This is a genomic window from Telluria sp. AIW5 (assembly GCF_056680575.1).
Window position 1 is genome coordinate 3889205 of sequence record NZ_CM155289.1, and the last position, 23591, is coordinate 3912795.

General features: G+C 66.4%; 23 protein-coding genes. 5 read left to right on the forward strand and 18 right to left on the reverse strand.

The window, feature by feature from the left end:
- Positions 1 to 9: 9 nt before the first annotated feature.
- From AC1MEM_RS17220 to AC1MEM_RS17265, 10 genes are all read right to left on the reverse strand, one after another.
- Positions 10 to 435 carry a nuclear transport factor 2 family protein gene (locus AC1MEM_RS17220; RefSeq protein WP_499472508.1) on the reverse strand — a complete coding sequence of 142 codons (426 nt, stop codon included), beginning with the start codon at positions 433 to 435 and terminating at the stop codon, positions 10 to 12.
- Entirely contained in the window at positions 422 to 1141 is a 720-nt protein-coding gene (locus tag AC1MEM_RS17225; RefSeq protein ID WP_499472510.1) for an alpha/beta fold hydrolase, read from the reverse strand. Before AC1MEM_RS17225 ends, AC1MEM_RS17220 begins: the two co-directional genes overlap by 14 nt.
- Before the next feature lie 59 nt (positions 1142 to 1200).
- Complete coding sequence (locus tag AC1MEM_RS17230) at positions 1201 to 2325, reverse strand: ABC transporter substrate-binding protein (RefSeq protein WP_499477673.1); 1125 nt, start codon at positions 2323 to 2325, stop codon at positions 1201 to 1203.
- A 243-nt stretch (positions 2326 to 2568) separates the two neighbouring features.
- On the reverse strand, positions 2569 to 3270 hold the full coding sequence (locus AC1MEM_RS17235) for an ABC transporter ATP-binding protein (RefSeq protein WP_499472511.1): 702 nt from the start codon (positions 3268 to 3270) through the stop codon (positions 2569 to 2571).
- A complete protein-coding gene (locus AC1MEM_RS17240; protein ID WP_499472513.1) occupies positions 3263 to 4018 on the reverse strand; it encodes an ABC transporter ATP-binding protein in 756 nt (251 codons plus the stop codon). The genes AC1MEM_RS17235 and AC1MEM_RS17240 overlap by 8 nt, the downstream gene beginning before the upstream one ends.
- On the reverse strand, positions 4015 to 4992 hold the full coding sequence (locus tag AC1MEM_RS17245) for a branched-chain amino acid ABC transporter permease (protein ID WP_499477675.1): 978 nt from the start codon (positions 4990 to 4992) through the stop codon (positions 4015 to 4017). Before AC1MEM_RS17245 ends, AC1MEM_RS17240 begins: the two co-directional genes overlap by 4 nt.
- 65 nt (positions 4993 to 5057) lie before the next feature.
- Positions 5058 to 5924, reverse strand: a complete 867-nt coding sequence (locus AC1MEM_RS17250; RefSeq protein WP_499472515.1) for a branched-chain amino acid ABC transporter permease — start codon at positions 5922 to 5924, stop codon at positions 5058 to 5060.
- A 96-nt stretch (positions 5925 to 6020) separates the two neighbouring features.
- On the reverse strand, positions 6021 to 7223 hold the full coding sequence (gene pcaF / locus AC1MEM_RS17255; RefSeq protein WP_499472517.1) for a 3-oxoadipyl-CoA thiolase: 1203 nt from the start codon (positions 7221 to 7223) through the stop codon (positions 6021 to 6023).
- A 17-nt stretch (positions 7224 to 7240) separates the two neighbouring features.
- Positions 7241 to 7891 (reverse strand): CoA transferase subunit B, encoded by a 651-nt coding sequence (locus tag AC1MEM_RS17260; protein ID WP_499477676.1) that lies wholly within the window; start codon positions 7889 to 7891, stop codon positions 7241 to 7243.
- A gap of 8 nt (positions 7892 to 7899) precedes the next feature.
- Positions 7900 to 8565, reverse strand: coding sequence for a 3-oxoacid CoA-transferase subunit A (locus AC1MEM_RS17265; protein ID WP_499472519.1), 666 nt, complete (start codon positions 8563 to 8565; stop codon positions 7900 to 7902).
- Positions 8566 to 8761: 196 nt separating this feature from the next.
- Here AC1MEM_RS17265 and AC1MEM_RS17270 point away from each other — a divergent pair, with 196 nt between their 5' ends.
- Positions 8762 to 9634, forward strand: a complete 873-nt coding sequence (locus tag AC1MEM_RS17270) for an IclR family transcriptional regulator domain-containing protein (RefSeq protein ID WP_499472521.1) — start codon at positions 8762 to 8764, stop codon at positions 9632 to 9634.
- A 110-nt stretch (positions 9635 to 9744) separates the two neighbouring features.
- Here the strand turns inward: AC1MEM_RS17270 and AC1MEM_RS17275 are convergent, their stop codons facing one another.
- The 4 genes from AC1MEM_RS17275 to AC1MEM_RS17290 form a co-directional block, all read right to left on the reverse strand.
- The gene (locus AC1MEM_RS17275; protein WP_499472523.1) at positions 9745 to 10836 is read right to left on the reverse strand and encodes a porin; all 1092 of its coding nucleotides are present in this window, start codon (positions 10834 to 10836) and stop codon (positions 9745 to 9747) included.
- 231 nt (positions 10837 to 11067) lie between these two features.
- Complete coding sequence (gene ligK / locus AC1MEM_RS17280) at positions 11068 to 11751, reverse strand: 4-carboxy-4-hydroxy-2-oxoadipate aldolase/oxaloacetate decarboxylase (protein ID WP_499477677.1); 684 nt, start codon at positions 11749 to 11751, stop codon at positions 11068 to 11070.
- Between the two features lie 16 nt (positions 11752 to 11767).
- Positions 11768 to 12793, reverse strand: a complete 1026-nt coding sequence (locus AC1MEM_RS17285; RefSeq protein ID WP_499477678.1) for an amidohydrolase family protein — start codon at positions 12791 to 12793, stop codon at positions 11768 to 11770.
- Between the two features lie 32 nt (positions 12794 to 12825).
- Positions 12826 to 13935, reverse strand: coding sequence for a 4-oxalomesaconate tautomerase (locus AC1MEM_RS17290; protein ID WP_499472525.1), 1110 nt, complete (start codon positions 13933 to 13935; stop codon positions 12826 to 12828).
- Between the two features lie 128 nt (positions 13936 to 14063).
- Here AC1MEM_RS17290 and AC1MEM_RS17295 point away from each other — a divergent pair, with 128 nt between their 5' ends.
- The 4 genes from AC1MEM_RS17295 (at position 14064) to AC1MEM_RS17310 (ending at position 19965) form a co-directional block, all read left to right on the forward strand.
- Positions 14064 to 15296, forward strand: coding sequence for a LysR family transcriptional regulator (locus AC1MEM_RS17295; protein WP_499472527.1), 1233 nt, complete (start codon positions 14064 to 14066; stop codon positions 15294 to 15296).
- Positions 15297 to 15471: 175 nt separating this feature from the next.
- Positions 15472 to 16806 (forward strand): MFS transporter, encoded by a 1335-nt coding sequence (locus tag AC1MEM_RS17300; protein WP_499472529.1) that lies wholly within the window; start codon positions 15472 to 15474, stop codon positions 16804 to 16806.
- Between the two features lie 17 nt (positions 16807 to 16823).
- On the forward strand, positions 16824 to 18158 hold the full coding sequence (locus AC1MEM_RS17305) for a gallate dioxygenase (RefSeq protein ID WP_499472531.1): 1335 nt from the start codon (positions 16824 to 16826) through the stop codon (positions 18156 to 18158).
- Positions 18159 to 18252: 94 nt separating this feature from the next.
- A complete protein-coding gene (locus AC1MEM_RS17310) occupies positions 18253 to 19965 on the forward strand; it encodes a tannase/feruloyl esterase family alpha/beta hydrolase (protein ID WP_499472532.1) in 1713 nt (570 codons plus the stop codon).
- A gap of 25 nt (positions 19966 to 19990) precedes the next feature.
- Here the strand turns inward: AC1MEM_RS17310 and lhpI are convergent, their stop codons facing one another.
- Genes lhpI through boxA form a run of 4 tightly spaced genes read right to left on the reverse strand, consistent with a single transcriptional unit; the run spans position 19991 to position 23535 of the window.
- Positions 19991 to 20938: a bifunctional Delta(1)-pyrroline-2-carboxylate/Delta(1)-piperideine-2-carboxylate reductase gene (lhpI, locus tag AC1MEM_RS17315; RefSeq protein ID WP_499472534.1), complete on the reverse strand. Its 948-nt coding sequence runs from the start codon at positions 20936 to 20938 to the stop codon at positions 19991 to 19993.
- On the reverse strand, positions 20935 to 21456 hold the full coding sequence (locus AC1MEM_RS17320) for a MaoC family dehydratase (RefSeq protein ID WP_499472535.1): 522 nt from the start codon (positions 21454 to 21456) through the stop codon (positions 20935 to 20937). Before AC1MEM_RS17320 ends, lhpI begins: the two co-directional genes overlap by 4 nt.
- Positions 21453 to 22262: an enoyl-CoA hydratase/isomerase family protein gene (locus tag AC1MEM_RS17325; protein WP_499472537.1), complete on the reverse strand. Its 810-nt coding sequence runs from the start codon at positions 22260 to 22262 to the stop codon at positions 21453 to 21455. Before AC1MEM_RS17325 ends, AC1MEM_RS17320 begins: the two co-directional genes overlap by 4 nt.
- A gap of 22 nt (positions 22263 to 22284) precedes the next feature.
- Positions 22285 to 23535, reverse strand: a complete 1251-nt coding sequence (gene boxA / locus AC1MEM_RS17330; RefSeq protein WP_499472539.1) for a benzoyl-CoA 2,3-epoxidase subunit BoxA — start codon at positions 23533 to 23535, stop codon at positions 22285 to 22287.
- Positions 23536 to 23591 lie beyond the last annotated feature (56 nt).

Genomic DNA, 23591 nt, shown 5'->3' on the forward strand with positions numbered 1-23591 from the left:
TTCCTGTATTCAGATCCAGAACATGCCGCGCCGTTCGGCGAATTTCCAACCCTGGGCCGTCAGCACAAAGCGGTCGCGAAAGACGCCCGGCACCGGCGCCCTGGCGTCGAGCGGCAGCGCGCTTCCGTCCTGCGGCCGGGTGCCGGAGAGCAGCAGGATGCGCGAGCGCGCCTGCGCGTTTTCCGCGTCCTGCACCTCGACCAGGATGTCGCTGGTGACGTGGAAGGTCATGCTGTCCGCCGGACGCTTGCGGAAGGCCGCGAGGATCGCAGCCCGTCCGGCGATGCCCTGCTCGGGCGCGGAGGGCCGGTACAGGACCGCATCCCCGGTAAAGAGCGCGGCCAGTTCGTCGTAACGGCGCTCGTCGTTCAGGTAAGCGTAGCGCACGATCAGGTCCGTGCACACCTGCCGTATGGCGGCTTCATTCATCTCCATGAGCGGCGCCCTCCCCCAGCCATTCGCGCATGGCGCCCAGCACCGCCTCGGGCTGCTCCATCATCGACATGTGGCCGCAGTCGTCGACCAGGCGCAGCAACGGCGGCTGCGGCATCAGTTCGGCCATGCGCTCGTGCCGCTCCGGCGGACTCCAGCCGTCCTGCATCCCGCACAGCACCAGGGTCGGACAGCTTATGCTGCGCAGCACGCCGCTTGCGTCGGGTCGGCTGAGCAAGGCGCGCGTGTGGGCCGCGTAGATAGCGGCCGACATCCGTCCGACCATGTCGACCACTTCCTGCACCAGCACCGGATCGGAGCGCCGCCCTGGGGCCAGCATGGGCAGGCCCCAGGCGGCGGCGATCGACTCGATTCCTTCGCGCCCGGCCTGGTCCACCAGCACGGCGCGCTTCTCCGCCTCGCCGGGGACCGGGCCTTCATAGCCGGTATCGAGCAGGGCCAGGCGTTCGACACGCGCGGGCGCGCGGCGATAGACTTCGAGCGCGACGCGCCCACCCATCGAGTGGCCGGCCAGCGCGAAGGTGTCGGGAGCGCCGGCCAGTACCCGTTCGGCCATGGCGGCGAGGGTATCCTCGCCCTGCAGGAAACTCACGACGCGCACGTCGTAGTCGCGCGCGAGCGCCTTCGCTTGTGCTTCCCACACGACTTCGTCGCACAGGAGGCCACACAGGAGATACATCGTTTTCATTGTTTCAAATCCGATTGGGACGAACGCGGAAGCCGGGTACCGGCTTCCGTCAAACCAGATTACTCGACGCCTGGATCGCGAACCTTCTCGATCGTGTCGAATTCGACGTTGTAGACGCCGCCGTCGCGCTTCTCGGCCTTGCGGATATACACGTTCTGCACGATGTCGCGGGTTTTCGGGTCGATCATCACCGGGCCACGCACGCTGGTCCAGGACATGCCTTTCATCGCCTCGACCAGCTTGGTGCCGTCGCTGTTGCCGCCGGTTTTCTTGAGTGCCGCGTACAGCAGGTGCATGCCGTCATAGCCGCCGACGCCGTGGAAGTTCGGGCGCATGCCGGGGTTGGCCTTGGTGAAGGCAGCGACATACGCCTTGTTCTCCGGCGACGGGTGCGCCGCCGAATAGTGGTGGCTGCTGACCACGCCCAGGGCGGCGTCGCCGATGCTCGGCATCAGGTCGTCGTCCAGTACGTCGCCGGTGGCGATCAGGCGGATGCCGGCCGCTGCCAGGCCGCGGTCGGTGAACTGCTTCATGACGGCGGCGCCTTCGCCCGACGGCACGAAGACGAACAGCGCGTCCGGTTTCGCGTCTTTTACGCGCGCCAGGAAGGGCGAGTAGTCGGGGTTACGCAGCGGTACGCGCAGCGTGTCGACCATCTTGCCGCCGGCCTTGGTGAAATCCTTGACGAAGACCTTCTCGGCGTCGAGGCCCGGGCCATAGTCGGAGACCAGGGTGATCACGGACTTGATCTTGTTCTTCGCGGCCCACCGCGCCATCGGCGCCGTGACCTGGGCCACCGTCAGGCCGGTGCGGACGATGTAGGGCGAGCGCTGCGGGATGATTGAGGTGGCGGCGTTCATGACGATCATCGGTACCTTGGCCTGGGTGGCGACCGGGGCGGCGGCCAGCGCGAGCGGGGTCAGGCCGAAGCCGGCCAGCACCTGCACCTTGTCGCGCGCGACCAGTTCCTGGGCGAGGCGCTTGGTGACGTCGGGCGAGACGCCGCCGTCGTCCTTGAGGATGACCTGGATCTCGCGGCCGGCGACGGTGCTGCCGTTCTGCTGCAGGAACAGCTTGACCGCGGCGTCGACCTGGCGGCCGGTGGAAGCGAAGGGGCCGGACATCGGCAGGATCAGGCCGACTTTCAGCGGTTCGGCGGCGCAAGCGACGCCGGCGGAGAGCATGGCTGCGGCGAGCAGGATATTGCGGCGGGTTTTATTCAGGTGGTTCAAGGTGTGTCTCCTCTTTCTTTTATGTGTGCGCCTCAGGGACGCTTCTAGGAACGTAGGGTGGGCTCTCGAGCCCACGCGGTGATACGTACGGGCTCCGTTATCGTGTTCGACGATCTCGCCGTCGCGTATCACCGCGTGGGCACAAGTGCCCGGTGAACCCGTCATTGAGGCCATTGGCCACAATGACCCCGTACGTTATGCGACTGCTACCAATCGATCCAGCTTTTCGCCATCGGCGAGCAAACTGGCGCTGTCCGAATCGTGCACGATCCTGCCACGATCGAGCACGATCGCGCGCGAGGTCAAGGACAGCGCCAGCCGCGCGTGCTGCTCGACCACGATCACCGACATGCCTTCGTCGGCCACCAGGCGCCGGATAATGCGCACCAGTTCCTGCACGATGATCGGCGCCAGGCCCTCCATCGGCTCGTCCAGCAGCAGGATGCGCGGGTTCGTCATCAGGGCGCGGGCGATCGCCACCATCTGCTGCTCGCCGCCCGAGAGCTGGTTGCCCATGTTCGCGCGCCGCTCATGCAAGCGCGGGAAGATCTCGTAGATCCTGGCCAGCGTCCACTTGCCGGGACGCGCGACCACGGTCAGGTGTTCCTCGACGGTGAGCGAGGGGAACATGTGGCGTTCCTGCGGCACCCAGCCCAGGCCCGAACGCGAGCGTTTATAAGTCGGCACGCGCGCGATGTCGGCGCCGCCCCAGCGAATGGCCCCCTTGTGCAGGCGCGTCAGGCCCATCAGCGTGACCAGCAGGCTGGTCTTGCCGACGCCGTTGCGGCCCAGCAGGGCCAGGCTGTCGCCATCGTTCATGGTGAACGACACGTCTTCCAATACGATCGATTCGCCGTAGCCGGCGGTGACCTTGTCCAGAGCTAGCAATTCAGGCATGTTCCACCTCACCCAGGTACACTTCTTTTACGCGCGGATCGGCCGCGATTTCGGCCGGCGTCCCTTCGGTCAGCACCTTGCCGCCCACCAGCACCGTGATGCGGTCGGCAAAGCGGAACACGAGGCCCATGTCGTGTTCGATGAAGACGACGGTGACGTCGCGCGGCAGGCCCGCGATCACCTCGAACAATTCCTTGCTCTCGGCCGAGGGAATGCCGGCGGCCGGTTCGTCCAGCAGCAGGATCTTCGGTTTCGTGGCGAGCGCCAGCGCGATTTCTACGAGGCGCTGTTTGCCGTAGGCCATGCTGCGGGTGATGGAACTGGCTTCGTTGGTGAGCTTCAGGGTGGCCAGCAAGGCCATCGCCTCCTCGATCACCTCGTCATGCTTCTCGACCGTCTTCCACCACACCTTCTGCAGGCCGCGCCGTTCGCAGATCGCCAGCACCACCGATTCGAGCACGGTCATGCCCGCGAACAGGGTGTTGATCTGGAAGGTGCGCGTCATGCCGAGCTTGACGCGCTCGTGCTGCGCCAGCTTCGTGATGTCCTGGCCGCCGAGATACACCTTGCCGCTGGTCGGCGGGAAGCCGCCGGTCAGCAGGTTGATGAAGGTGGTCTTGCCGGCGCCGTTCGGGCCGATCAGCGCGTGGCGCGCGCCGGGGGCGAAGGTCAGCGAGATATCGGTATTCGCCTTGAAGCCGCCCCATTGCTTGGACAGCGCTTCGGTGCGCAGGGTGTTGTCGCTCATGCCGGCTCCTTGCGTTTGAACTTTTGAACGAGCTTTTCCACGCCGCCGAAAATGCCGCCCCGTGCGAACAGCACGATCAGCACCAGCAACAGGCCGAGGTAGAACTGCCAGTAGGCCGGATCGAGTCCCGAGATCTTGTCCTGCGCCACCATGAACACGGCCGTGCCGATCAGCGCGCCGTACAGGCGGCCGGTGCCGCCGAGGACCAGCATGATCATCAGGTCAGCCGAGCGCGGGAAGCCGAGTACGTCGAGGCCGACAAACTGGGTCGTCTGCGCCAGAAGCGCACCGGCGACGCCGGCCACCGCGGCGCCCAGCGTGAACACCGCGACCAAGCGGCGGTCGACGTTGGCGCCGATCGCCGGCATGCGGCGCCCGCCCTCGCGGATGCCGCGCAGGGACAGGCCGAACGGCGAATTCACCAGCCGCCGCATCACCACGAACAGGATGAACAGCACGCCGAAGCTGTACCAGAAAGCGGTCTTGCCGAACAGGTCGAACTCGAACACGCCGAACAGCTTGCTCGTCGCGATGCCCGACAGGCCGTCGACGCCACCGGTGATGAAGGCGGCCTTGTTGGCCGCCTCGAACAGCATCAGGCCGATGCCGAGCGTGACCATCAGGCGCGCCAGGTCGTTGCCGCGCACGACAAGGAAGCTGACGATGAAGCCGAACACGCCGGCCACCAGCGCCGCCGCGAACAGGCCGGAGATCGGCTCGCCCCAGCCGTGTACCGAGAGCAGGCCCGCCGTGTAGGCCCCAAGGCCGAAGAAGGCGGCGTGGCCCAGCGAGACGATGCCGGCGTAGCCGAGGATCAGGTCGAGCGAGAGCGCGAACAGGCCGACGATCATGATCTGGCTGACCAGCACCAGGTAGTCCGGGAAAAGGAAGTACGACGCCACCGGCAGCAGCCAGAACACGATTTCCAGGGCCTTCCAGCGGTCGTTCGGCAGGCGCAGCGCGGACTTGTTCATGGCGGTCACCGGTTCGTCTTCAGGAGCAGCGCTTTTGGCTTTCAAAGCCGAGGTGGAATAAGCGTTCATGCTTTCCTCCGCACCAGGCCGAACGGGAACAGGATCAACAGCACGACCATCAGCGTGTAGATCACGAAGGCGCCCACTTCCGGCACATAATATTTGCCGGCGACGTCGAACACGCCCAGGATCAGGGCCGCGATCAGCGGACCCTTGATGGAACCGGCGCCGCCCACGGCCACCACCAGCAGGAAGTAGACCATGTATTTGACGGGGAAGCTCGGGTCGAGGCCCAGCACGTCGATGCCGAGGCCTCCGCCGAGACCGGCCAGCCCGGAGCCGAGCGCGAAGGTCAGCGAAAAGACGCGGCTGACGTTGATGCCCAGGCCCGCGGCGGCGGTCTGGTTGTCGACCGAAGCACGGATCTGTGCGCCGAAGCGGGTGCGCTCGATCAGCAGGTAGAGCCCCAGCGTCACCAGCACCACGACGCCGATCAGGAACAGGCGGTAGGTGCCCAGGTCCAGGCCCAGCACGTGCACCTGGCCGCGCAGCCAGTCCGGCAAATTCACCGGTTGCTGGGTCGGCCCGAACAGGAAGGTCGCGGCGGCCACCGACATGAAGGTCAGGCCGATCGAGAACAGCACCTGGTCGAGGTGGGTCGCCTGGTACAGCTGGCGGTACAGCGTGCGTTCCAGCACCAGGCCGATGACGGCCGCGACGATGAAGGCGAGCGGCAGCGTGGCCAGGAAGGGCAAGCCCATTTTGCCCAGCAAGGTGACGCAGACATAGCCGCCGACCATCGCAAAGGCGCCGTGGGCCAGGTTAATGAAGTTCATCATGCCCATCGTGACCGAGAGGCCGACGCTGATCAGGAAGAGCAGGCTGCCGTAGGCAATCCCGTCGAAGAGGACGCCGATGAAATTGCCGATCATGGCTGCCTCCCTTGTCGTTGGTGCTGGTTCATGCTGTGTCTCCTGCTTGTTTTTACTGCTGCTTGTTTACTTCTTTATTCTGGTGATGCGAACGGCTCAGACCCGTTCAATCACCATCGCAATGCCCTGCCCCACGCCGATGCACATCGTGCACAGCGCATAGCGCCCGCCGGTGCGGTGCAGCTGGTACATCGCCGTGGTCACCAGGCGCGCGCCGCTCATGCCCAGCGGGTGGCCGAGCGCGATGCCGCCGCCGTACGGATTCACGCGTGGGTCGTCGTCGGCAACGCCGAGTTCGCGCAGCACCGCCAGGCCCTGCGACGCAAAAGCTTCGTTCAGTTCGATGATGTCCATCTGGTCGATGCTCATGCCGAGCTGTTTCAGCAGCTTCTTGGTGGCCGGCGCCGGTCCGATGCCCATCACGCGCGGCGGCACGCCGGCGGTGGCCATGCCGACGATGCGGGCGCGCGGCGTCAGGCCATATTTTTCCGCCGCTTCCTTACTGGCCAGCAGGACCGCGCAGGCGCCGTCGTTCACGCCCGACGCATTGCCGGCGGTGACCGAGCCGTCCGGATGCACGACACCCTTCAGTTTCGCCAGCGCCTCGATGCTGGTTTCGCGCGGATGCTCGTCCTGCTCGAAGGCGATGTGGTCGCCCTTCTTCTGCGGGATCAGCACCGGGACGATTTCGTCCCTGAACAGGCCTTCGCGCTGGGCGCGTGCCGTCTTTTGCTGGCTGGCCAGCGCGAACTTGTCCTGGTCTGCACGCGAGACCTTGTAGTCGACCGCGACGTTCTCGGCCGTCTCCGGCATCGAATCGGTGCCGTACAGGTGCTTCATCTGTTTATTCGGGAAGCGCCAGCCGATGGTGGTGTCGTAAATGGCGGCCTGGCGCGAGAAGGCCGACTCCGCCTTGCCCATCACGAAAGGCGCGCGCGTCATCGACTCGACGCCGCCGGCGATCATCAGCCGGGTTTCGCCGGCCTTGATGGCGCGGGCGGCGATGCCGATGGCATCCATGCCGGAGCCGCACAGGCGGTTGACCGTCGTGCCCGGGACGTCCGTCGGCAAACCGGCCAGCAAGGACGACATGTGGGCCACGTTGCGGTTGTCTTCGCCGGCCTGGTTGGCGCAGCCGAAGATCACGTCGTCGACCTGCGTCCAGTCGACGCCGGGATTGCGCTTCATGAGTTCGCGCAGCGGGATGGCGCCGAGGTCGTCCGAGCGGACGTCCTTCAGGGCGCCGCCGTAGCGGCCGATCGGGGTGCGAATGGCATCACAGATAAAAGCGTCGTTCATGATTGATTCCTCTGAAATTAAGGCGCCAGGTTAGGCTGCAATAAAGGCGCACTGGTGACGGCTTGCAGCTCGTCGAAGCTGAGGCCCGGCGCCATCTCGACGACGCGCAGGCCATCGGGGGTGACGTCGAGCACGGCGAGGTCGGTAAAGATGCGGTTGACGCAGGCCACGCCGGTCAGCGGGTAGCTGCATTCGCGCACGATCTTGCTTTCGCCCGTCTTGGTCTGGTGGTCCATCATCACGAAGACCTGTTTCGCGCCGATCGCGAGGTCCATCGCGCCGCCGACCGCCGGAATCGCATCCGGTGCGCCGGTGTGCCAGTTGGCGAGGTCGCCCTTTTCGGACACCTGGAAGGCGCCGAGCACGCAGATGTCGAGGTGGCCGCCGCGCATCATGGCAAACGAATCGGCATGGTGGAAATAGGCGCCGCCGGTCAGCAGGGTCACCGGCTGCTTGCCGGCGTTGATCAGGTCTTCGTCTTCTTCGCCGGGCGCGGGTGCGGGACCCATGCCGAGCAGGCCGTTTTCGCTGTGCAGGAAGACTTCACGGTCCTGGGGCAGGAAATTGGCGACCTTGGTCGGCAGGCCGATGCCAAGGTTCACATAAGCGCCCTCGAAGATGTCTTGAGCGACGCGGGCGGCGATCTGGTCGCGGCTGAATCTGTTCAATGAGCGGTTCATGCTGCCTCCTTCACGACGCGCTGGACGAAAATGCCCGGCGTGACGATATGTTCCGGGTCGAGTTCGCCGAGTTCGATGATCTCGGCCACCTGGGCGATCGCGACCTTCGCGGCCATCGCCATGATCGGGCCGAAGTTGCGGGCGGTCTTGCGGTACACGAGGTTGCCCCAGCGGTCGCCCTGGTGCGCCTTGATGAGCGCGAAGTCGGCGTGGATCGGCTTTTCGAACACGTAATGGCGGCCGTCGATCAGGCGCGTTTCCTTGCCCTCGGCCAGCAGGGTGCCGTAGCCGGTCGGCGTGAAGAAGCCGCCGATGCCGGCGCCGGCGGCGCGGATGCGCTCGGCCAGGTTGCCCTGCGGGGTCAGTTCGAGTTCGATCTCGCCGGCGCGGTACAGGGCGTCGAAATGGTGCGAGTCGCTCTGGCGCGGGAAGGAGCAGATGATCTTGCGCACCCGCTTCGCGGCCAGCAGCGCGGCCAGGCCGGTGTCGCCGTTGCCGGCGTTGTTGTTGACGATCGTCAGGTCACGCGCGCCTTGCGCAATGAGTGCATCGATCAGTTGGGCCGGCATGCCGGCATTGCCGAAGCCGCCGATCATGACGGTGGCGCCATCGTGCACGTCGGCGACGGCACGTTCCAGCGATTCAAAGGTTTTGTTGATCATGTCTTCACCCTGGTGCTGCACCTGAAGGTGCGCCATCGGTCTGGCGCACATGAAATGTCGCACTTGAAATTACAATGCGGTTGTTCGATAATCGAACTAATGATTGATTACCGAATCAAAGTGTAGTGGCAGGGTGAGCGAAAGGTCAAGAAAAAAGACCAATCAAAACGCCCTCCGCTCCTTTAAAATCCCGCCCATGACAAATTCGACAACGCAAGCACCTGGTTCCAACGGCGCAGACAGCGCAGACAGCGACGATACGGCGGGCCAGCCGCTGGAACGCGAACTCACCATCGCCGAACAGATCGACGCCCTGACCGACCCCAGCTTCATGACTTCGCTGGCACGGGGCCTGGCCGTCGTGCAGGCCTTCGGCGATTCGCGCAAGCCGCAGACCATCGCCCAGATCAGCCAGAAGACCGGCATCCCGCGCGCCGCCGTGCGCCGCTGCCTGTACACGCTGCAGCAGCTCGGCTATGTCGATGCGGAACTGAACAATTTTTCGCTGCGCCCCAAGGTGCTGACCCTAGGTTACTCCTACCTGTCGTCGACACCGCTGACCGTCTCCAGCCAGCCCTACCTGAACGCCATCAGCCGCCAGCTGGGCGAATCCTGTTCGCTGGCCGTGCTGGACGATGGCGAAGTGTTGTACGTCGCGCGTTCGGCCGCCTCGCGCGTGATGTCGGTGGCCCTGAATACCGGCAGCCGCCTGCCGGCCTACTGCACCTCGCTGGGCCGGGTGATGCTGGCCCACCTTGCGCCCGCCGACCTGGACGCGTACTTCGCCAGGGTCAGGCTGAAACCGATGACCGACAAGACCGTGACCGGCCAGAAGCGCCTGCGCGAGATCCTGCTGCAGGTGCGCCAGGACGGCTATGCGATCAACGACGAGGAACTGGAACTGGGGCTGCGCTCGATCGCGGTACCGGTGCGCAACGCCTCGGGCCAGGTCCTGGCCGCCCTCAACGTCGGCGCCCAGGCCAGCCGCGTCAGCGCCGAGCGCATGCGCGAGGAGTTCCTGCCGGTCCTCCAGCGTGGCGCGCAGGAACTGGCGGTGCTGCTGCCGTAGGGTGGGCTCCTGAGCCCACGCGGTGATACGCGACGGCGAGATCGTCGTGCACGAAATCCGGGCCCTCACGTATCACCGCGTGGGCGGAGCCCACCCTACGTGCGCCATCGTCAGAAAGTATGGCGCAGGCCTGCCATGAAGCCATTTTGCGCCAGGCCTTCGCCCACCGAGCCGCCCGCATCCAGCGCCACTTTCGCAACGCCCTTGTTGTCCATGCGGCCGAGCGCCGTGTAGACGGCGGTACGCTTCGACAGCGCATACGTCAGGCGCGCAACGAGCATGTTGGTGTCGTTGCCCGAGTTGTCGACGTCCAGCCGCGCCACCTGCGCGTCGATGGTGAAGGCGTTGATCGGATGGCTCACGCCCAGGTAGTACAGCTTCGATTTCGTTTCGCCGGCTGCCGCGTCGGTATCGCGCGCGACCACGCCGCCACCCAGCTTGGTCGGGCCGAACATGACATAGCCGTTGACGGTGGTGCGCTCGTCGGTGTTCGCGCTGCTGGTCAGGCCGCCGGCGGCGCCGACGTTGCCGTGCATCTTGTCGTAGGACGCGTTCAGGCCCCAGGCCTTGGTTTCGTAGCCGACCAGGCCGGTGTACTGGCGGCAGGCTTTCGAGTCGTTGGCGACTTCGCCGGCGCAGTTGGTGGCGGCAGGTCCGCCGGCTGCCGAGCCATCACGCCCGAGGCTGTAGGTGGCGCCCAGCACGAAGCCGTTGAAATTGCCCATGTAGCCGATTGCATTGTCGCTGCGCGAGTTCGGCAGGTAAGGATCGATGCTGCCGATGGCGAACAGGTTCGGCCCCAGCACGTCGGTCTTCAGCGCCGAGATATAGGTCATGTTCAGCTGGCGGCCGATCGTGATGGCGCCCCATGCGCCCTTGATGCCGACATTCGCCTGGCGCCCGAACAGGCGGCCGCCCTGTTGCTGGGTACCGGTGTCGAGGGCGAGGCCGTTTTCCAGCACGAAGAAGGCCTGCAGGCCGTTGCCGAGGTCCTCGGTGCCGCGGAAACCGATACGCGACGGGAAGGAGCTGGTGAGCGATGGCACTTTGGTGACCGAGTCGCCGGCGGCGTTGACGTTGGTCAGGTGGGCGACGCCGCTGTCGACGATGCCGTAGATCTGGACCGCGGTCTGGGCGTTGGCCGAACCGGCAGCTGCCAGGGCGCACATCAGCGCGGCGGCGCTGCGGATGGTGTTCTTCATGGTGTCTCCTTGGATTATTGTAAGGTTTATTATTGCTCGTGCGATTATCGAACACTTGTTTGTTAAGCGAACGACAATTTGATACTATGTCTGTCAGGGAATGTTGTCAACAATATGCTTGCGGCATGTGCGGGTGACGTTGTGGCAAGGACACGCCAAGGACACGCGCATGCGCGGGCAATCGACGCACCGTTTGCCGCTTTGAATCCGCGCGCGGCCTCAGTCGCTGCCTCAGTCAATGTATTTCAGGCCGGCCTTCTCGAGCGGACCGCGCATGTTGTACATGTCCAGGCCCAGCACGCCGCTGGCGAGTTTCGCGCGCTTCTCCCCTTCCAGGTCCTCGCGCTTCTGTGCGATGTCGGCCACGCGGACGACATCCGCTGCCGGCACGACGACGACGCCGTCGTCGTCCGCAATCACGGCATCGCCCGCGTTCACGAGGGCGCCGGCGCAGACCACCGGGATGTTCACCGACCCGAGCGTCGCCTTGATCGTCCCCTTGGCGCTGATGGCCTTGCTCCATACCGGGAAGCCCATCTCCTTGAGGATGCGCACGTCGCGCACGCCGGCGTCGATGACCAGGCCGCGCGCGCCGCGCGCCATGAAGCTGGTCGCCAGCAGGTCGCCGAAATAGCCGTCGGTGCATTCGGCGGTGATCGCCGCGACGACGATGTCGCCCGGCTGGATCTGCTCGGCCGCCACGTGCATCATCCAGTTGTCGCCGGGGTGCAGCAGCACCGTCACCGCCGTACCGCTTGCCGCGGCGCCGGGCCAGATCGGCCGCATGACAGGTTTCAGCAGGCCGACGCGGCCCATCGCTTCGTGCACGGTGGCGCTGCCGAGGCGGCCGAGGTGCTCGACGGCCGCGGCGTCGGCGCGGTTGATGTTGCGCTTGACGACGCCGAGCTGGTTCATCAGGGATGCGGTCATCTCAGAATCCTTTCTGTTTCAGTACAGCGTCGAGGCGCGGATAGACGTGGCGCGCGTTGCCCTCGAAGATCTGGAAGCGGTCGGGGTCGCTGATGTTGGCCGCCTCGACATAGCGCTTCGTGTCGTCGTAGTAGTGGCCGGTCTCCGGGTCGATGCCGCGCACGGCGCCGATCATCTCGGAGGCGAACAGCACGTTCTTCACCGGGATCACTTTCGTCAGCAGGTCGATGCCCGGCTGGTGGTAGACGCAGGTGTCGAAAAAGATGTTGTTGAGCAGGTGCTCGGACAGCAGCGGCTTCTTCATCTCCTGCGCCAGGCCGCGGAAACGGCCCCAGTGATAAGGCACCGCGCCGCCGCCGTGCGGAATCAGGAATTTCAGGGTCGGGAAATCTTTGAAGAGGTCGCTCGTCAGGCACTGCATGAAGGCGGTCGTGTCTGCATTCAGGTAGTGGGCGCCGGTGGTATGGAAGCACGGGTTGCAACTGGTGCTGACGTGGATCATCGCCGGGATATCGTGCTCGACCATCTTTTCGTAGATCGGATACCAGTGTTTGTCGGACAGGGGCGGCGAGGTCCAGTGCCCGCCCGAGGGGTCCGGGTTCAGGTTGATGCCGACCATGCCGTATTCCTTGACGCAGCGTTCCAGCTCCGGGATGCAGCTGCCTGGATCGACGCCGGGCGACTGCGGCAGCATCGCCGCGCCAATGAAGTGATCGGGGAACAGTTCCGACACGCGGTAGCAGAGCTCGTTGCAGATCGCCGCCCAGGTGGCGCTGGTCTCGAAGTTGCCGATGTGGTGGGCCATGAAACTGGCGCGCGGGGAAAAGATCGTCAGGTCGGAACCGCGTTCGCGCATCAGGCGCAGCTGGTTCGCCTCGATCGATTCGCGCAGCTCGTCGTCGCTGATCTTCAGCTCCGACGCCTTTGGTCCGAGTTCCGGCGTGTTCAGGTTGGCGATCTGGCGATTGCGCCATTCCTCGAGCGCCTTCGGGGCGGTCGTGTAGTGGCCGTGGCAGTCGATGATCAGTGGCTTGCGCATCTTGGTCTCCTCTTTCTCTGTTATTTGGGAATCAGCACTTCGCCGCGCATGATGGGGCGGGCCGTGCGCAGGAGCGCCGCGCGCACCACCTTTTGATGGTCTTGCGCGTCGAGTTCGAGCTCGACGCTGAATTCGCCGGTCGGGTGTTCCACCGACACGGTCTTGCGCAGCCCCCCGGGCAGCACCGCAATGCCCTGCGTGATCGAACCATCGAGCACGCAGGCGGTGCCCACCGTGACCGCCGCCAGCACGCCGATGGCCTCATGGCAGACATGCGGGATGAAGCAACGGGTGGCGATATTGCCGCCTTCGGCCGGGGCCGCGACCAGGCACATTTTCGGGTAGCTTTTCTTGCTCACATCGCCCAGGCCCATCAGCGGCCCGCAAGCCAGGCGCAGGGCTTCCAGGCGGGCGCGCAAGGCCGCGTTGCCGTTCAGCGCATCGACGCTTTCATAGCCCGAGATGCCGAAATCCGCGGCGCGCACGATCACCATCGGCATGCCGTTGTCGATCAGCGTCGCCTGCACGGTATAAGGCGCGGCGCCGCCGACGTCGATCTCGTCGAGCACGCGGCCGCTCGGCAGCAGCGAAGGGCACACCGAACCGGCGGTGTCGAGGAAGTTGATCGTGATCGGGGCGGCCGTGCCGGGCACGCCGTCGATGCGCGCGGCGCCAAGGTATTGCAGGCGCCCGCCGGGCGTGAGCACGGTGACGTCGCACTGCATGTTCGTGTTCAGCGTCAGGATGCGCGCGGTCGTCGTGCCCTCCCCTGGCGGCAGCAGGCCGCGTTCCAGTGCGAAGGGCAGCACGGCGGCGAGCATGTTGCCGCAGTTCGGCGTCGTATCGACCGTGTCCTTGTCGGGCTGGAGCTGGGCGAACAGGAAATCGAGGTCGACGCCGGGCGTCGTGCTGCGGCGGACGATGCCCACCTTGCTGGTCAGCGGATGCGCGCCGCCGAGGCCGTCGATCTGGCGGCGGTCGGGCGAACCCATGGCCGCCAGCAGCAGGCGGTCGCGCGCGGCCGGATCGGCCGGGAGGTCGGACTCGAGGAAGAAGGGCCCGCGCGAGGTGCCGCCGCGCATCAGGATGCAGGGCACGGCGGCGAGGTCGGAGGCGATTTCGTAGGTCATGGTCAAGCCCGGGAAAGTTCGCGGAATGCGTTTGATGTTGCCAAGTATCCCGGTTGGCGCAGTTTGCGTGGTTGCTTTATGGGCCTTCGGGTGTTCTAATTTTCTTATTATCGTTGAGTCCTTACCGCATGAACCCCATCAGCCTCCGCCACTTGCACGCTTTTCGGGTCGTCGCCGCCACCGGCGGCATCCGCCGCTCCTCGAGCGCCCTGTTCCGCGCATCGTCGGCGGTGACGCGCTCGGTCTCCACGCTCGAAGAACAGCTCGGCGTCCAGCTGTTCGAGCGCAAAGGCAGCGGCATGCTGCTGACGGCCGCGGGCGGGGTGGTGCGGCTGCGCGCGGACCGCATCGACGCCGAGCTCCAATATATACGCGACGATGCGGTGCGGGCGCAGGAACGCGCACAGTCCCACCCTGGACGCAAGGTCGGGGGCGTGGAGGCCTTGCTGAACGAGCGCCGCCTGCAGGCCGCGACCCTGCTGGCCGAGGTGCACCACATGCCGACGGTGGCGCAGGCCATGGGCACCTCGCAGTCGGCCGTCAGCCAGGCGGTCTCGCGGCTGGAAGACATGCTGGGCCAGCCGCTGTTCCTGCGCACCGCCCACGGCATGCTTCCCACGGATGCCGGCCGCCGCTGGATCGAGCGATTCGGGCGGGTGCTGGCCGAGTTGCGCCACATTCCGGAAGATGTCGCCGCATTGGCGGGCGTGGTCGAAGGCACCGTGATGATCGGCGCCCTGCCGCTCGCGCGCACGCAGCTGCTGCCGCTGGCCATCGCCTCGGTGCTGCGGCGCCACCCGCGCCTGCAGCTCAGCTCCCTGGAAAGCCCGTACGGCGAACTCACCGCGGGCCTTCTGAGCGGACGCATCGATTTCATCGTCGGCGCGCTGCGCAACAGCCCTGGCGACGCCTTCAGCGCACACCCCCTGTTCACCGACAAGGCGGCGCTGGTCGCGCGTGCCGGGCATCCGCTGGCAAGCAAGAAGAAGCTGCGCATCGGCGACCTGCAAGGCTACCCCTGGGTGCTGTCGCGTCCCGGGGCCCCGCTGCGCGAGTCGCTCGGGCAGTTCTTCCACCACCACGGCGTGGCGCCGCCGAAGCCCACCGTGGAGACCGGCGACCTGGCCTTGCTGCGCGGCCTGCTGACCTCGAGCGACATGCTGACGGTCCTGTCGGCCCATCAGCTGCATTACGAGGTGGCCGCCGGCCAGCTGGTGGTCCTGCCCTTCGATATGCCCGGGCTGGAACGGTCGATCGGCGTCATGACCCGCAAAGGCGCACACCTGGCGCCGGGGGCGCGCGCACTGCTGGACGAGATGGAAGCCATCAGCACGCGGTGGGCAAGCGGCGAACACCAATAAGCAGATTGCAACGCTGCGCCAGTCAAAAGCAATACCCGAAGGAGACTAAAAAACTATACTCCGGGTGCGGTATCGCCGAAAAACACACGGGATACACAAAGCCGCACAGGCCATTACAGCTGCATGAAACATCGCCAGCCTGGAAGGCCTTCCCCGTATCCGCACAGGAGACTTAATGAATTCAGTACACACCCTGGATGTGCGCGCGCACATCAACAGCCGCCCGATGAGCGCTTACCAGTGGCTTTTGCTGGCCCTGTGCTTCCTCATCATCACGACCGACGGCATCGACGTCGCCATCATGGGCTTCCTGGCGCCGGCCATCACGAAGGAATGGGGCATCTCGCGCGCGGCCTTCGGCGTCGTCATGAGCGCGGCGCCCGTCGGCCTGGCCATCGGCGCCCTGCTCATCGGGCCTTTGTCCGACCGCCATGGCCGCAAGACGCTCCTGATGGGCGCAGTGGCCTGGTTCGGCAGCTTCAGTGTCCTCAGTGCGCTGGCCAACGACGTCTACACCCTGTCGCTGCTGCGCTTCATGACCGGCCTCGGCCTCGGCGCGGCAATGCCGAACACGACGACGCTGCTGTCGGAATACATTCCCGAGAAGTCGCGCGGCACCCTGCTCGCCATCATGTTCACCGGCTTTAACCTCGGCTCGGCGCTGGTCGGCTTCGGCGCCGCCGCGATCCTGCCCGGGCACGGATGGCGCGCCGTACTGGTCGCCGGCGGCCTGATTCCCCTCGCCTGCCTGCCCTTCTACCTGTGGCTGATGCCCGAATCGGTGCGCTTCCTGGTCGTGCGCAATGCACCGGCCGAGCGCATTGCGCGCACGCTGCGCCGCGTCGTCGGCACGGACGACGTCTCCGCCGCGACCAAATTCACGATCAGCGAGCAGGCCGTGCAAAGCGGCGCCCCGACCGCGGCCCTGCTCTCGCCCGCCTTCCGCAAAATGACGCTGTCGCTGTGGGCCACCTATTTCATGGGCCTGATGGTGATCTACCTGCTCAGCGGCTGGCTGCCCACCCTGATCAAGGACGCCGGCCTGCCGATCGAACGGGCCGCCAGCATCACTGCCCTGTTCCAGCTGGGCGGCACCGTGGGCGCCCTGGTCGTCGGCTACCTGATGGACCGCTGGACGCCGAACAAGGTGATCGCTTTCGCTTATGTCGGCGGCGCTGTCTTCATCCTTTTCCTGGCTTCCGGCGCGGTCGGGTCCTCGCTGTTCGCGGCCTTCGTGCTGCTGGCGGGCTTCTGCATGAGCGGCGCCCAGACCGGCCTGAACGCCTTCGCCCCCTCCTGCTACCCGACCGCGGTACGTGCCACGGGGGTAAGCTGGATGCAGGGCATGGGCCGCTTCGGCAGCATCTTCGGCTCGTTTGCCGGCGGCGTGATGCTGTCGCTGGGCTGGGGCTTCAGCGCGGTCATCGCGATCCTCGCCATCCCCGCCACCATCGCGGCGCTGTCGATCGTCTTCACCCGTTTCGCCCCGCGCAGCCTGGCCGCGGCGTAATAAAACAAGGAATCATCATGGCAAACATCGTCGGCGCAATCGCCTCCTCCCATACCCCGACCATCGGCTTCGCCATGGACGCCAACAAGCAGGACGACGCCGTCTGGGCCCCGATCTTCGCGGCCTTCGAACCGGTCAAGGAATGGCTGGCGGCCAGGAAGCCGGACGTCCTGCTGATGATCTACAACGATCACGTGACTTCCTTCTTCTTCGACCATTACTCGGCGTTCGCGCTGGGCATCGGCGACCAGTACCGCGTCGCCGACGAGGGCGGCGGCGCGCGCGACCTGCCGCCGGTGGCCGGCCATGCCGCTTTGTCCCGCCACATCGGCGAGTCGCTGATGGCCGACGAATTCGACATGTCCTTCTTCCAGGACAAGCCGCTCGACCACGGCTGCTTTTCGCCGCTGTCGATCATGTGGCCGCACCAGAAAGATGGGACCGGAGGCCAGGGCAGCTGGCCGGGCAGCATCGTGCCGCTGCAGTGCGGCGTGCTGCAATTCCCGGTGCCCTCGGCGCGCCGCTGCTTCAAGCTGGGCCAGGGCCTGCGCCGCGCCATCGAGAGCTATCCGGAAGACCTGGACGTCGCCATCGTCGCCACCGGCGGCCTGTCGCACCAGGTGCACGGCGAACGCTGCGGCTTCAACAACACGGCATGGGACCAGCAATTCCTCGACCTGTTCGAAAAGGACCCGGAAGTCCTGCTGAACATGACGCAGGCCGATTTCGCCCGCCTTGGCGGCTGGGAGAGCGCGGAGATCATCATGTGGATGGTAATGCGCGGCGCCATGCCGGCGAAAATCAACTGCCTGCACCGCGAGTATTACCTGCCGTCGATGACGGGCATCGCGGTGGCCCTGTACGAGAGCGAGGTGGCGGTCGATCCGGCGCTGAACGCCGCCGCCCACGCGTTGCACCGCCAGCACATGGCGCACCAGACGCAAGGCGCGCAGGAGCTGGAGGGGACTTACCCGTTCACCCTGCAGCGCAGCGTCGACGGCTACCGCATCAACAAATACCTGCACCGGTTGATCGACCCGGCCTTCCGCGCGCGCTTCCTGGCCGATCCCGAGGCGACCTACGAGGAAGCCGGCCTGCCGCCGCAGGAGCGCGACATGATCACGCGGCGCGACTGGCAAGCGATGATCCGCTACGGCGTCATCTTCTTCCTGCTCGAGAAGCTGGGCGCGGTGGTTGGCGTGTCGAACCTGCACATCTACGCCGCCATGCGCGGCGAGTCGCTGGAAGAATTCCAGAAAACCCGTAATACCAGGGCCATGTACTCGGTCGCCGGCAGCGCCTCCACCGACGCTGCCAGCTGGGACAAGGCCGGCGCGCCACCCGCGCGCTAGGCAATTCCGCTTTTCCCTGCAGTTTTTCGCCGCTTCCCACAGGTGAGCGGTGTTCCCACGCACGTCCGTTCCAACAACAACGACAGGAGACACGATGCACGGATTGACCCGAACCCTCGCCAGCGCCGCTGCGCTGGCCCTCATTGCCGGCTGCGGCAGTTCTTCCACCAACGACGCGGCTGCGCCTGCCGACACCCAGCTCGCCAACATCAAGGCGGCCGTCAGCTGCGCCAGCCTGGCCGGCATGACGGTGCCGGTGGCCGCGATCGGCCTGCCCACCGGCGGCGCCGCCGTCAGCGCCGCCGTGCCCGTGACCGATACCGATACCGCCGGCGCCGCCCGCGACTACTGCAAGGTGACCGGCACGATCAACCCGGTCGATCCGAACGCGGCCCCGATCCGCTTCGAGGTGAACTTGCCGGCCAGCTGGAACCAGCGCGCCCTGCAGATGGGCGGCGGCGGCACCGACGGCACCGTGGTCACGGGCCTGGGCAGCTACACGTCCCAGCCGGCGACCCAGCCGACGGCGCTGACCCAGGGCTTCGTCACCCTCGGCAGCGATTCGGGCCACAACGCCGACAAGGACCCGGCCTTCGACACCCATTTCGCGCTGAACCAGGAACAGCTGCTCAACTTCGGCCAGTTCCAGGTCAAGAAAACGCTGAATACCGCGCGCGCCATCATGAACGCCTATTACGCCCGGGCGCCGCGCTACACCTATTTCATCGGCGGCTCGCAAGGCGGGCATGAAGCCTTCGATGCGGCCCAGCGCTATCCCGAGGACTACAGCGGCGTCGTCGCCCAGTACCCGGCCTACAACGTCGTCAACATGCACCTCGGCTCGCAAGCCCAGGCGCAGGCGATCTACGGCAAGCAGTCCGGGGTGGCGAGCGCCGCGTGGACGAATCCGGCCAAGGTCGCGCTGCTGGTCAAATCCGTGGCAAGCGCCTGCGACGGGCTCGATGGCGCCGCCGATGGCATCATCAGCAACGTCCGCGCCTGCAATGCGGCGTACACGATCGACACCGTCAAGGCCAGCCTGCGCTGCCCGGACGGGCAGGACGCTGGCGACACCTGCCTGTCGGACGCCCAGATCGGGGCCGTGGCAAAGATCGCCTCGCCGGTCGACTTCAGCTTCGCCTTCTCGGGCGGCTCCACCAGTTACCCGCGCTGGCCGATCCTCGAGGGCACGACCTTCCTGAGTAACCACCTGGGCAAGAGCGACACCGCGCTCAATCCCCCGATCGTGCCGTTCGATCCGGTTGCCGGCTCGGCCTTCCAGCTGCTGCCGGCCAGCGGTACGATCAAGGGCATCATCACCCGAGACTTCAATACCGATGCGCTGGCCTTCGATCCGAACGCCTGGGTGAACCGGATCCAGACAGTCTCCGGCTGGCTCGATGCAAGCAGTACCGACCTGTCGCGCTTCAAGGCGAAGGGCGGCAAGATGCTGCTTACCCACGGCACCATCGACGACTCGATCACGCCCTACAACACGATCGCCTGGTACCAGAAGCTGGTCGCGGCCAACGGCCAGGCCAGCGTGGACGAGTTTGTCCGCTTCTACCTGATCCCGGGCTTCGGCCATGGCGCCGGCATCTTCCTGGCACGCTGGGATTCGCTGGCCGCGCTGCAGGCATGGGTCGAGCGCGGCGTGGCGCCGGCCAACCTGGTTGCCAGCGACGGCAATACGGGGTCCGCCACCGCCGGGCGCACGCGGCCGCTGTGCACGTATCCACAATACCCGCGCTATGCGGGCAGTGGCGACGTGAACGCGGCCGGCAGCTTCAGCTGCGTCCAGCCTTGAGGCAGCGCCGCCAGGCGCACCGGGGTTAGCGGCGCGCCAGCGAGCGCAGTGCAACGCGCGCCGCGGCCAGGTCCCAGGCCGCGGTGCCGACGCTCTTGAACACGGCGGGCCGCGTCGCGTCGATGGACTCGCGCAGCATGGCGCCGAGCGACGCGACGCGCGCCCAGTCGACACCCGCCCGGATCAGGTCCCCGGCCTCGTGCCGGGCGCCGGCGGGGTCGTCCGCATAGATATCGCTGCCGGCCAGCGTCAGCGCTCCCAGCTCCGCCATCATCGGTTTGAACGCCCCGACACCGATGACCAGCCGCCCCGGCAGCGCGGCTTCGTTGAATACCGGCTCAGTGCTGGTCGTGAGCGTGACCACCACGTCCACCGCGGGAGCAGCGTCCTTGCAAGGCTGCAGGAGGGGGTGCAAGGACCGGTTGTCCTCGCAAAAGCGGGTGGCCGCTTCCATGGTTCGTCCGCGTACCCACACCCGGGCTTGCGGATACAGCGCATGCAGGGCCTGTACGTGATAGCGCGCCTGGCTGCCGCTGCCGATGACCAGGATATCCCCTGGCGCGCGTTGCAGCAGGCGGCGCATCGCCAGCAGCGTCACGGCAGCGGTACGGCGGCCCGTCACTTCGGGGCCATCGAGCACGAAGCGGATCCTGCCCGTCGCGGCATCGCACACGGTCACGGCGCCATGAATCGTCGGCAGGCCGCGCCGTGCATTGTCGGGGTGGACGTTGACCAGCTTGTGAATGGCGATATCGCTCGCCGCGGCCGGCATGCTGAGCATGACCGCACCCTGGCCGATCGGTACTACCAGGCGCTCCGGGCTCAGGATGGCGCCCGCTTCGAGCTCGCCCGCCGCCGCGGCGATCGCTTCGACCAGCTCGCCGAAATCGAGCAGCGTGGCGGTCTGCTTGCGGTCGTAGACGACCGTGTCGCCGCTATTGTGCGTGGTCGTGGCCGGGCGTGGATCGTTCATGCGTGTTCCGTTGGGAGTCCGGGTCGCGGTCCATGATGGTCGATTGCCGGGCGCGATGAAACAGGCGCGAGGTCCGCCGGCGCTTTGCCGAGCCTGAACATGCTGGTCGCCTCCAGGTCCAGCACTTCCTCGCCTTCGCCATTACGCATCACCCACTGCCAGCGCACGATGCCGAGTTCCGGCCGCGAGGCCGAACGCCGCGCCTCGATGACCTTCACTTCCAGCGTCAACTGGTCGCCTGGGCGCACCGGATGCGGCCAGCGCAAATAGGCCAGGCCGGGCGAAGCGAACGATTCGGAACCGGCCAGCAGCTCGCGCGACACCAGCCGCATGGCCAGCGCGCAGGTATGCCAGCCGCTGGCGATCAGGCCGCCGAACGGGCCTTGCGCGGCTGCCTCGGGGTCGGTATGGAACCACTGGTCGTCGAAGCTGGACGCAAACTCCACCACTTCGCCGCTATCGGCCGTCACCGGACCGAGTACGAAGCGTTCCGTCGCGGCGATCTCGGCGAATTTCATCGGGCCGCTCCGCCAAAGACAGGGCTGCGCTTCTCCTTGATCGCGGCCACGCCTTCGCGCGCGTCGGCACCCGCGAAATCCATGAACTCCGCGCCAAGCGAGGCTTCGAACGCAGGCCAGGCCGCGTGGAGCCAGCCGTTGAGCGCACGCTTGGTGCCGGCCAGCGCGGAGGGACTGCCGGCGGCGAGCCGCTGTGCGATCGTCAATGCTTCGTCCAGCAGCGCCTCGGCGTCGACCGCGCGGCTGACAAGGCCGATGCGCTCGGCTTCCTCGCCGCTGACCGTGTCGCACAGCAGCAGGTAGTACTTGGCCTTGGCCATCCCGCACAGCAGCGGCCAGATCGCCACCGCATGGTCGCCGGCGGCCACGCCCAGCTTCGTGTGGCCGTCGATCAGTTTGGCGTTGCGGGCGGCGATGGAGATGTCGGCCAGCAGCGCCACGGCCAGGCCGGCGCCGACGGCCGCACCGTTGATGGCCGAGACGATCGGCTTGCCGCAGCCGAGCATGCCGCGCACCAGGTCGCGCGCCTCGCGCATGACGCGGGCACGCGCCGCTTCGGAGTCCAGCATCTCCTCGACCATCGCCATCTCGCCGCCTGCGCAAAAGCCCTTGCCTTCGCTGCGCACCAGGATGACCTTGACGTCGGGCCGTGCATCGAGCCCGGCCCAGATCGTCCCCAGCGCGGCGTGGCCGGCAATGTCGGTGACCGGCATCGCCCCGGCCGGGCCGAAGATGAGGTGGGCGATGCCGTGGGCGTCGATCTCGACGCGAAAGCTGTCGGTGGCGAGGGTGAGGTCAGGGTTCATGCGGGATTCCTTTGGATGAATGTCAGTAGGTCTCGACATGGAAGCGCCCTTCGCCGACCATGCGCGCCTGCAGGCCTGGCCAATCGATGCCGGCCGCCGCGCAGACCTCGCCCAGCGCTTCCAGCACGCCGGTCTCCATGCCTTTCAGGCCGCAGATATACAGATAGGTGTCCCCGGCCAGCAGTTGCGCGACGGCCGGACCGGCGGCGCGGATCTTGTCCTGCACATAGGCCTTCGGCTGGTCGGGCAGGCGAGAAAAGGCCAGGTGCATGTCGATGAAGTCCGCCGGCAGTTTCAGCAGCGGCCCGAAGTACGGCAGTTCGGCGGGATTGCGCGCGCCGAAGAACAGCATCAGTTTTCCGTCGTGCGGCTTGCCCGCCGCGGCCATTCGCCGGCGATGCTCGGTCATCGCGCGCATCGGCGCCGAACCGGTGCCGGTACAGATCATCATGATGTTCGAGCCGGCGTGGTTCGGCATCAGGTAGTTCACGCCGAAGGGGCCGGCCACCTGCACCGTGGCGCCCTTCGGCAGGTCGCACAGGTAGTTCGAGGCCACGCCCAGGGTCGGCCGTCCGGCATGGTCTTCCACCACGCGCTTGACCGTCAGCGCGAGGTTGTTGTAGCCGTCACGCTCGCCGCCGCGTGCGCTCGCCACGGAATACATGCGCATGTAGTGGGGCTTGCCGTTTTCGTCGACCCCGGGCGGAATGATGCCGATCGACTGGCCCTCGAGGATCGGGAACATCTGGGCGCCGAAGTCGAGGACGATATGGTGCACATCGCTGGCGGCGTCGGGGGCGGTGAGCCGGTAGTTGCCGGCGACGGTGGCCAGGACCGGGTTCTTGATCGTGTACAGGTGGGCGTAGGGGTGCGCGGCCGACCAGGGCGGGATCGAGGACGATGTGGACAGCGCCGCATTCGCCTGGACCGCTTCGTCGGGGACGCCGCCGGCCGCTTCGTTGGCCGCTTCCATCTGATCCAGCAAGGGTTCGGCATGCTCCTGCTTCGGCGGCAGTTCGTCCCAGGTGAACTGTTCGGCGAGCGGATAGGCGGCGCCGCGCGGCAGCGTGTGCCAGTGGTCGATGGCGCCGGTCGGGCACGGCGAGACGCAGTTGCCGCAATGGTTGCAGATGTCGGCGTCGACCACGTAATTGCGGCTGTCATGCGTGATGGCGTCGACCGGGCAGGTCTCTTCGCAGGTATTGCAGCGGATGCAGACTTCGGGGTCGATCAGGTGCTGGCGGATCAGGACGATCGGGACTGGAGCGTTCATGGCGCGTACTCGCTTAAAACTCGCTGGAAAAAAAAGACCGGGCGCGCCCGGTCTGA

Coding starts and splice junctions, on each gene's coding strand:
- AC1MEM_RS17265 (WP_499472519.1), bottom strand. CDS start 8,565: ATGATCAACAAAACCTTTGAATCGCTGGAACGTGCCGTCGCCGACGTG.
- AC1MEM_RS17290 (WP_499472525.1), bottom strand. CDS start 13,935: ATGACCTACGAAATCGCCTCCGACCTCGCCGCCGTGCCCTGCATCCTG.
- AC1MEM_RS17235 (WP_499472511.1), bottom strand. CDS start 3,270: ATGCCTGAATTGCTAGCTCTGGACAAGGTCACCGCCGGCTACGGCGAA.
- AC1MEM_RS17220 (WP_499472508.1), bottom strand. CDS start 435: ATGGAGATGAATGAAGCCGCCATACGGCAGGTGTGCACGGACCTGATC.
- AC1MEM_RS17240 (WP_499472513.1), bottom strand. CDS start 4,018: ATGAGCGACAACACCCTGCGCACCGAAGCGCTGTCCAAGCAATGGGGC.
- AC1MEM_RS17250 (WP_499472515.1), bottom strand. CDS start 5,924: ATGATCGGCAATTTCATCGGCGTCCTCTTCGACGGGATTGCCTACGGC.
- pcaF (WP_499472517.1), bottom strand. CDS start 7,223: ATGAACGACGCTTTTATCTGTGATGCCATTCGCACCCCGATCGGCCGC.
- AC1MEM_RS17320 (WP_499472535.1), bottom strand. CDS start 21,456: ATGAAATTCGCCGAGATCGCCGCGACGGAACGCTTCGTACTCGGTCCG.
- AC1MEM_RS17230 (WP_499477673.1), bottom strand. CDS start 2,325: ATGCTCTCCGCCGGCGTCGCTTGCGCCGCCGAACCGCTGAAAGTCGGC.
- ligK (WP_499477677.1), bottom strand. CDS start 11,751: ATGAACCAGCTCGGCGTCGTCAAGCGCAACATCAACCGCGCCGACGCC.
- AC1MEM_RS17270 (WP_499472521.1), top strand. CDS start 8,762: ATGACAAATTCGACAACGCAAGCACCTGGTTCCAACGGCGCAGACAGC.
- AC1MEM_RS17310 (WP_499472532.1), top strand. CDS start 18,253: ATGCACGGATTGACCCGAACCCTCGCCAGCGCCGCTGCGCTGGCCCTC.
- boxA (WP_499472539.1), bottom strand. CDS start 23,535: ATGAACGCTCCAGTCCCGATCGTCCTGATCCGCCAGCACCTGATCGAC.
- AC1MEM_RS17305 (WP_499472531.1), top strand. CDS start 16,824: ATGGCAAACATCGTCGGCGCAATCGCCTCCTCCCATACCCCGACCATC.
- AC1MEM_RS17325 (WP_499472537.1), bottom strand. CDS start 22,262: ATGAACCCTGACCTCACCCTCGCCACCGACAGCTTTCGCGTCGAGATC.
- AC1MEM_RS17245 (WP_499477675.1), bottom strand. CDS start 4,992: ATGAACAAGTCCGCGCTGCGCCTGCCGAACGACCGCTGGAAGGCCCTG.
- AC1MEM_RS17225 (WP_499472510.1), bottom strand. CDS start 1,141: ATGAAAACGATGTATCTCCTGTGTGGCCTCCTGTGCGACGAAGTCGTG.
- AC1MEM_RS17275 (WP_499472523.1), bottom strand. CDS start 10,836: ATGAAGAACACCATCCGCAGCGCCGCCGCGCTGATGTGCGCCCTGGCA.
- lhpI (WP_499472534.1), bottom strand. CDS start 20,938: ATGAACGATCCACGCCCGGCCACGACCACGCACAATAGCGGCGACACG.
- AC1MEM_RS17300 (WP_499472529.1), top strand. CDS start 15,472: ATGAATTCAGTACACACCCTGGATGTGCGCGCGCACATCAACAGCCGC.
- AC1MEM_RS17295 (WP_499472527.1), top strand. CDS start 14,064: ATGAACCCCATCAGCCTCCGCCACTTGCACGCTTTTCGGGTCGTCGCC.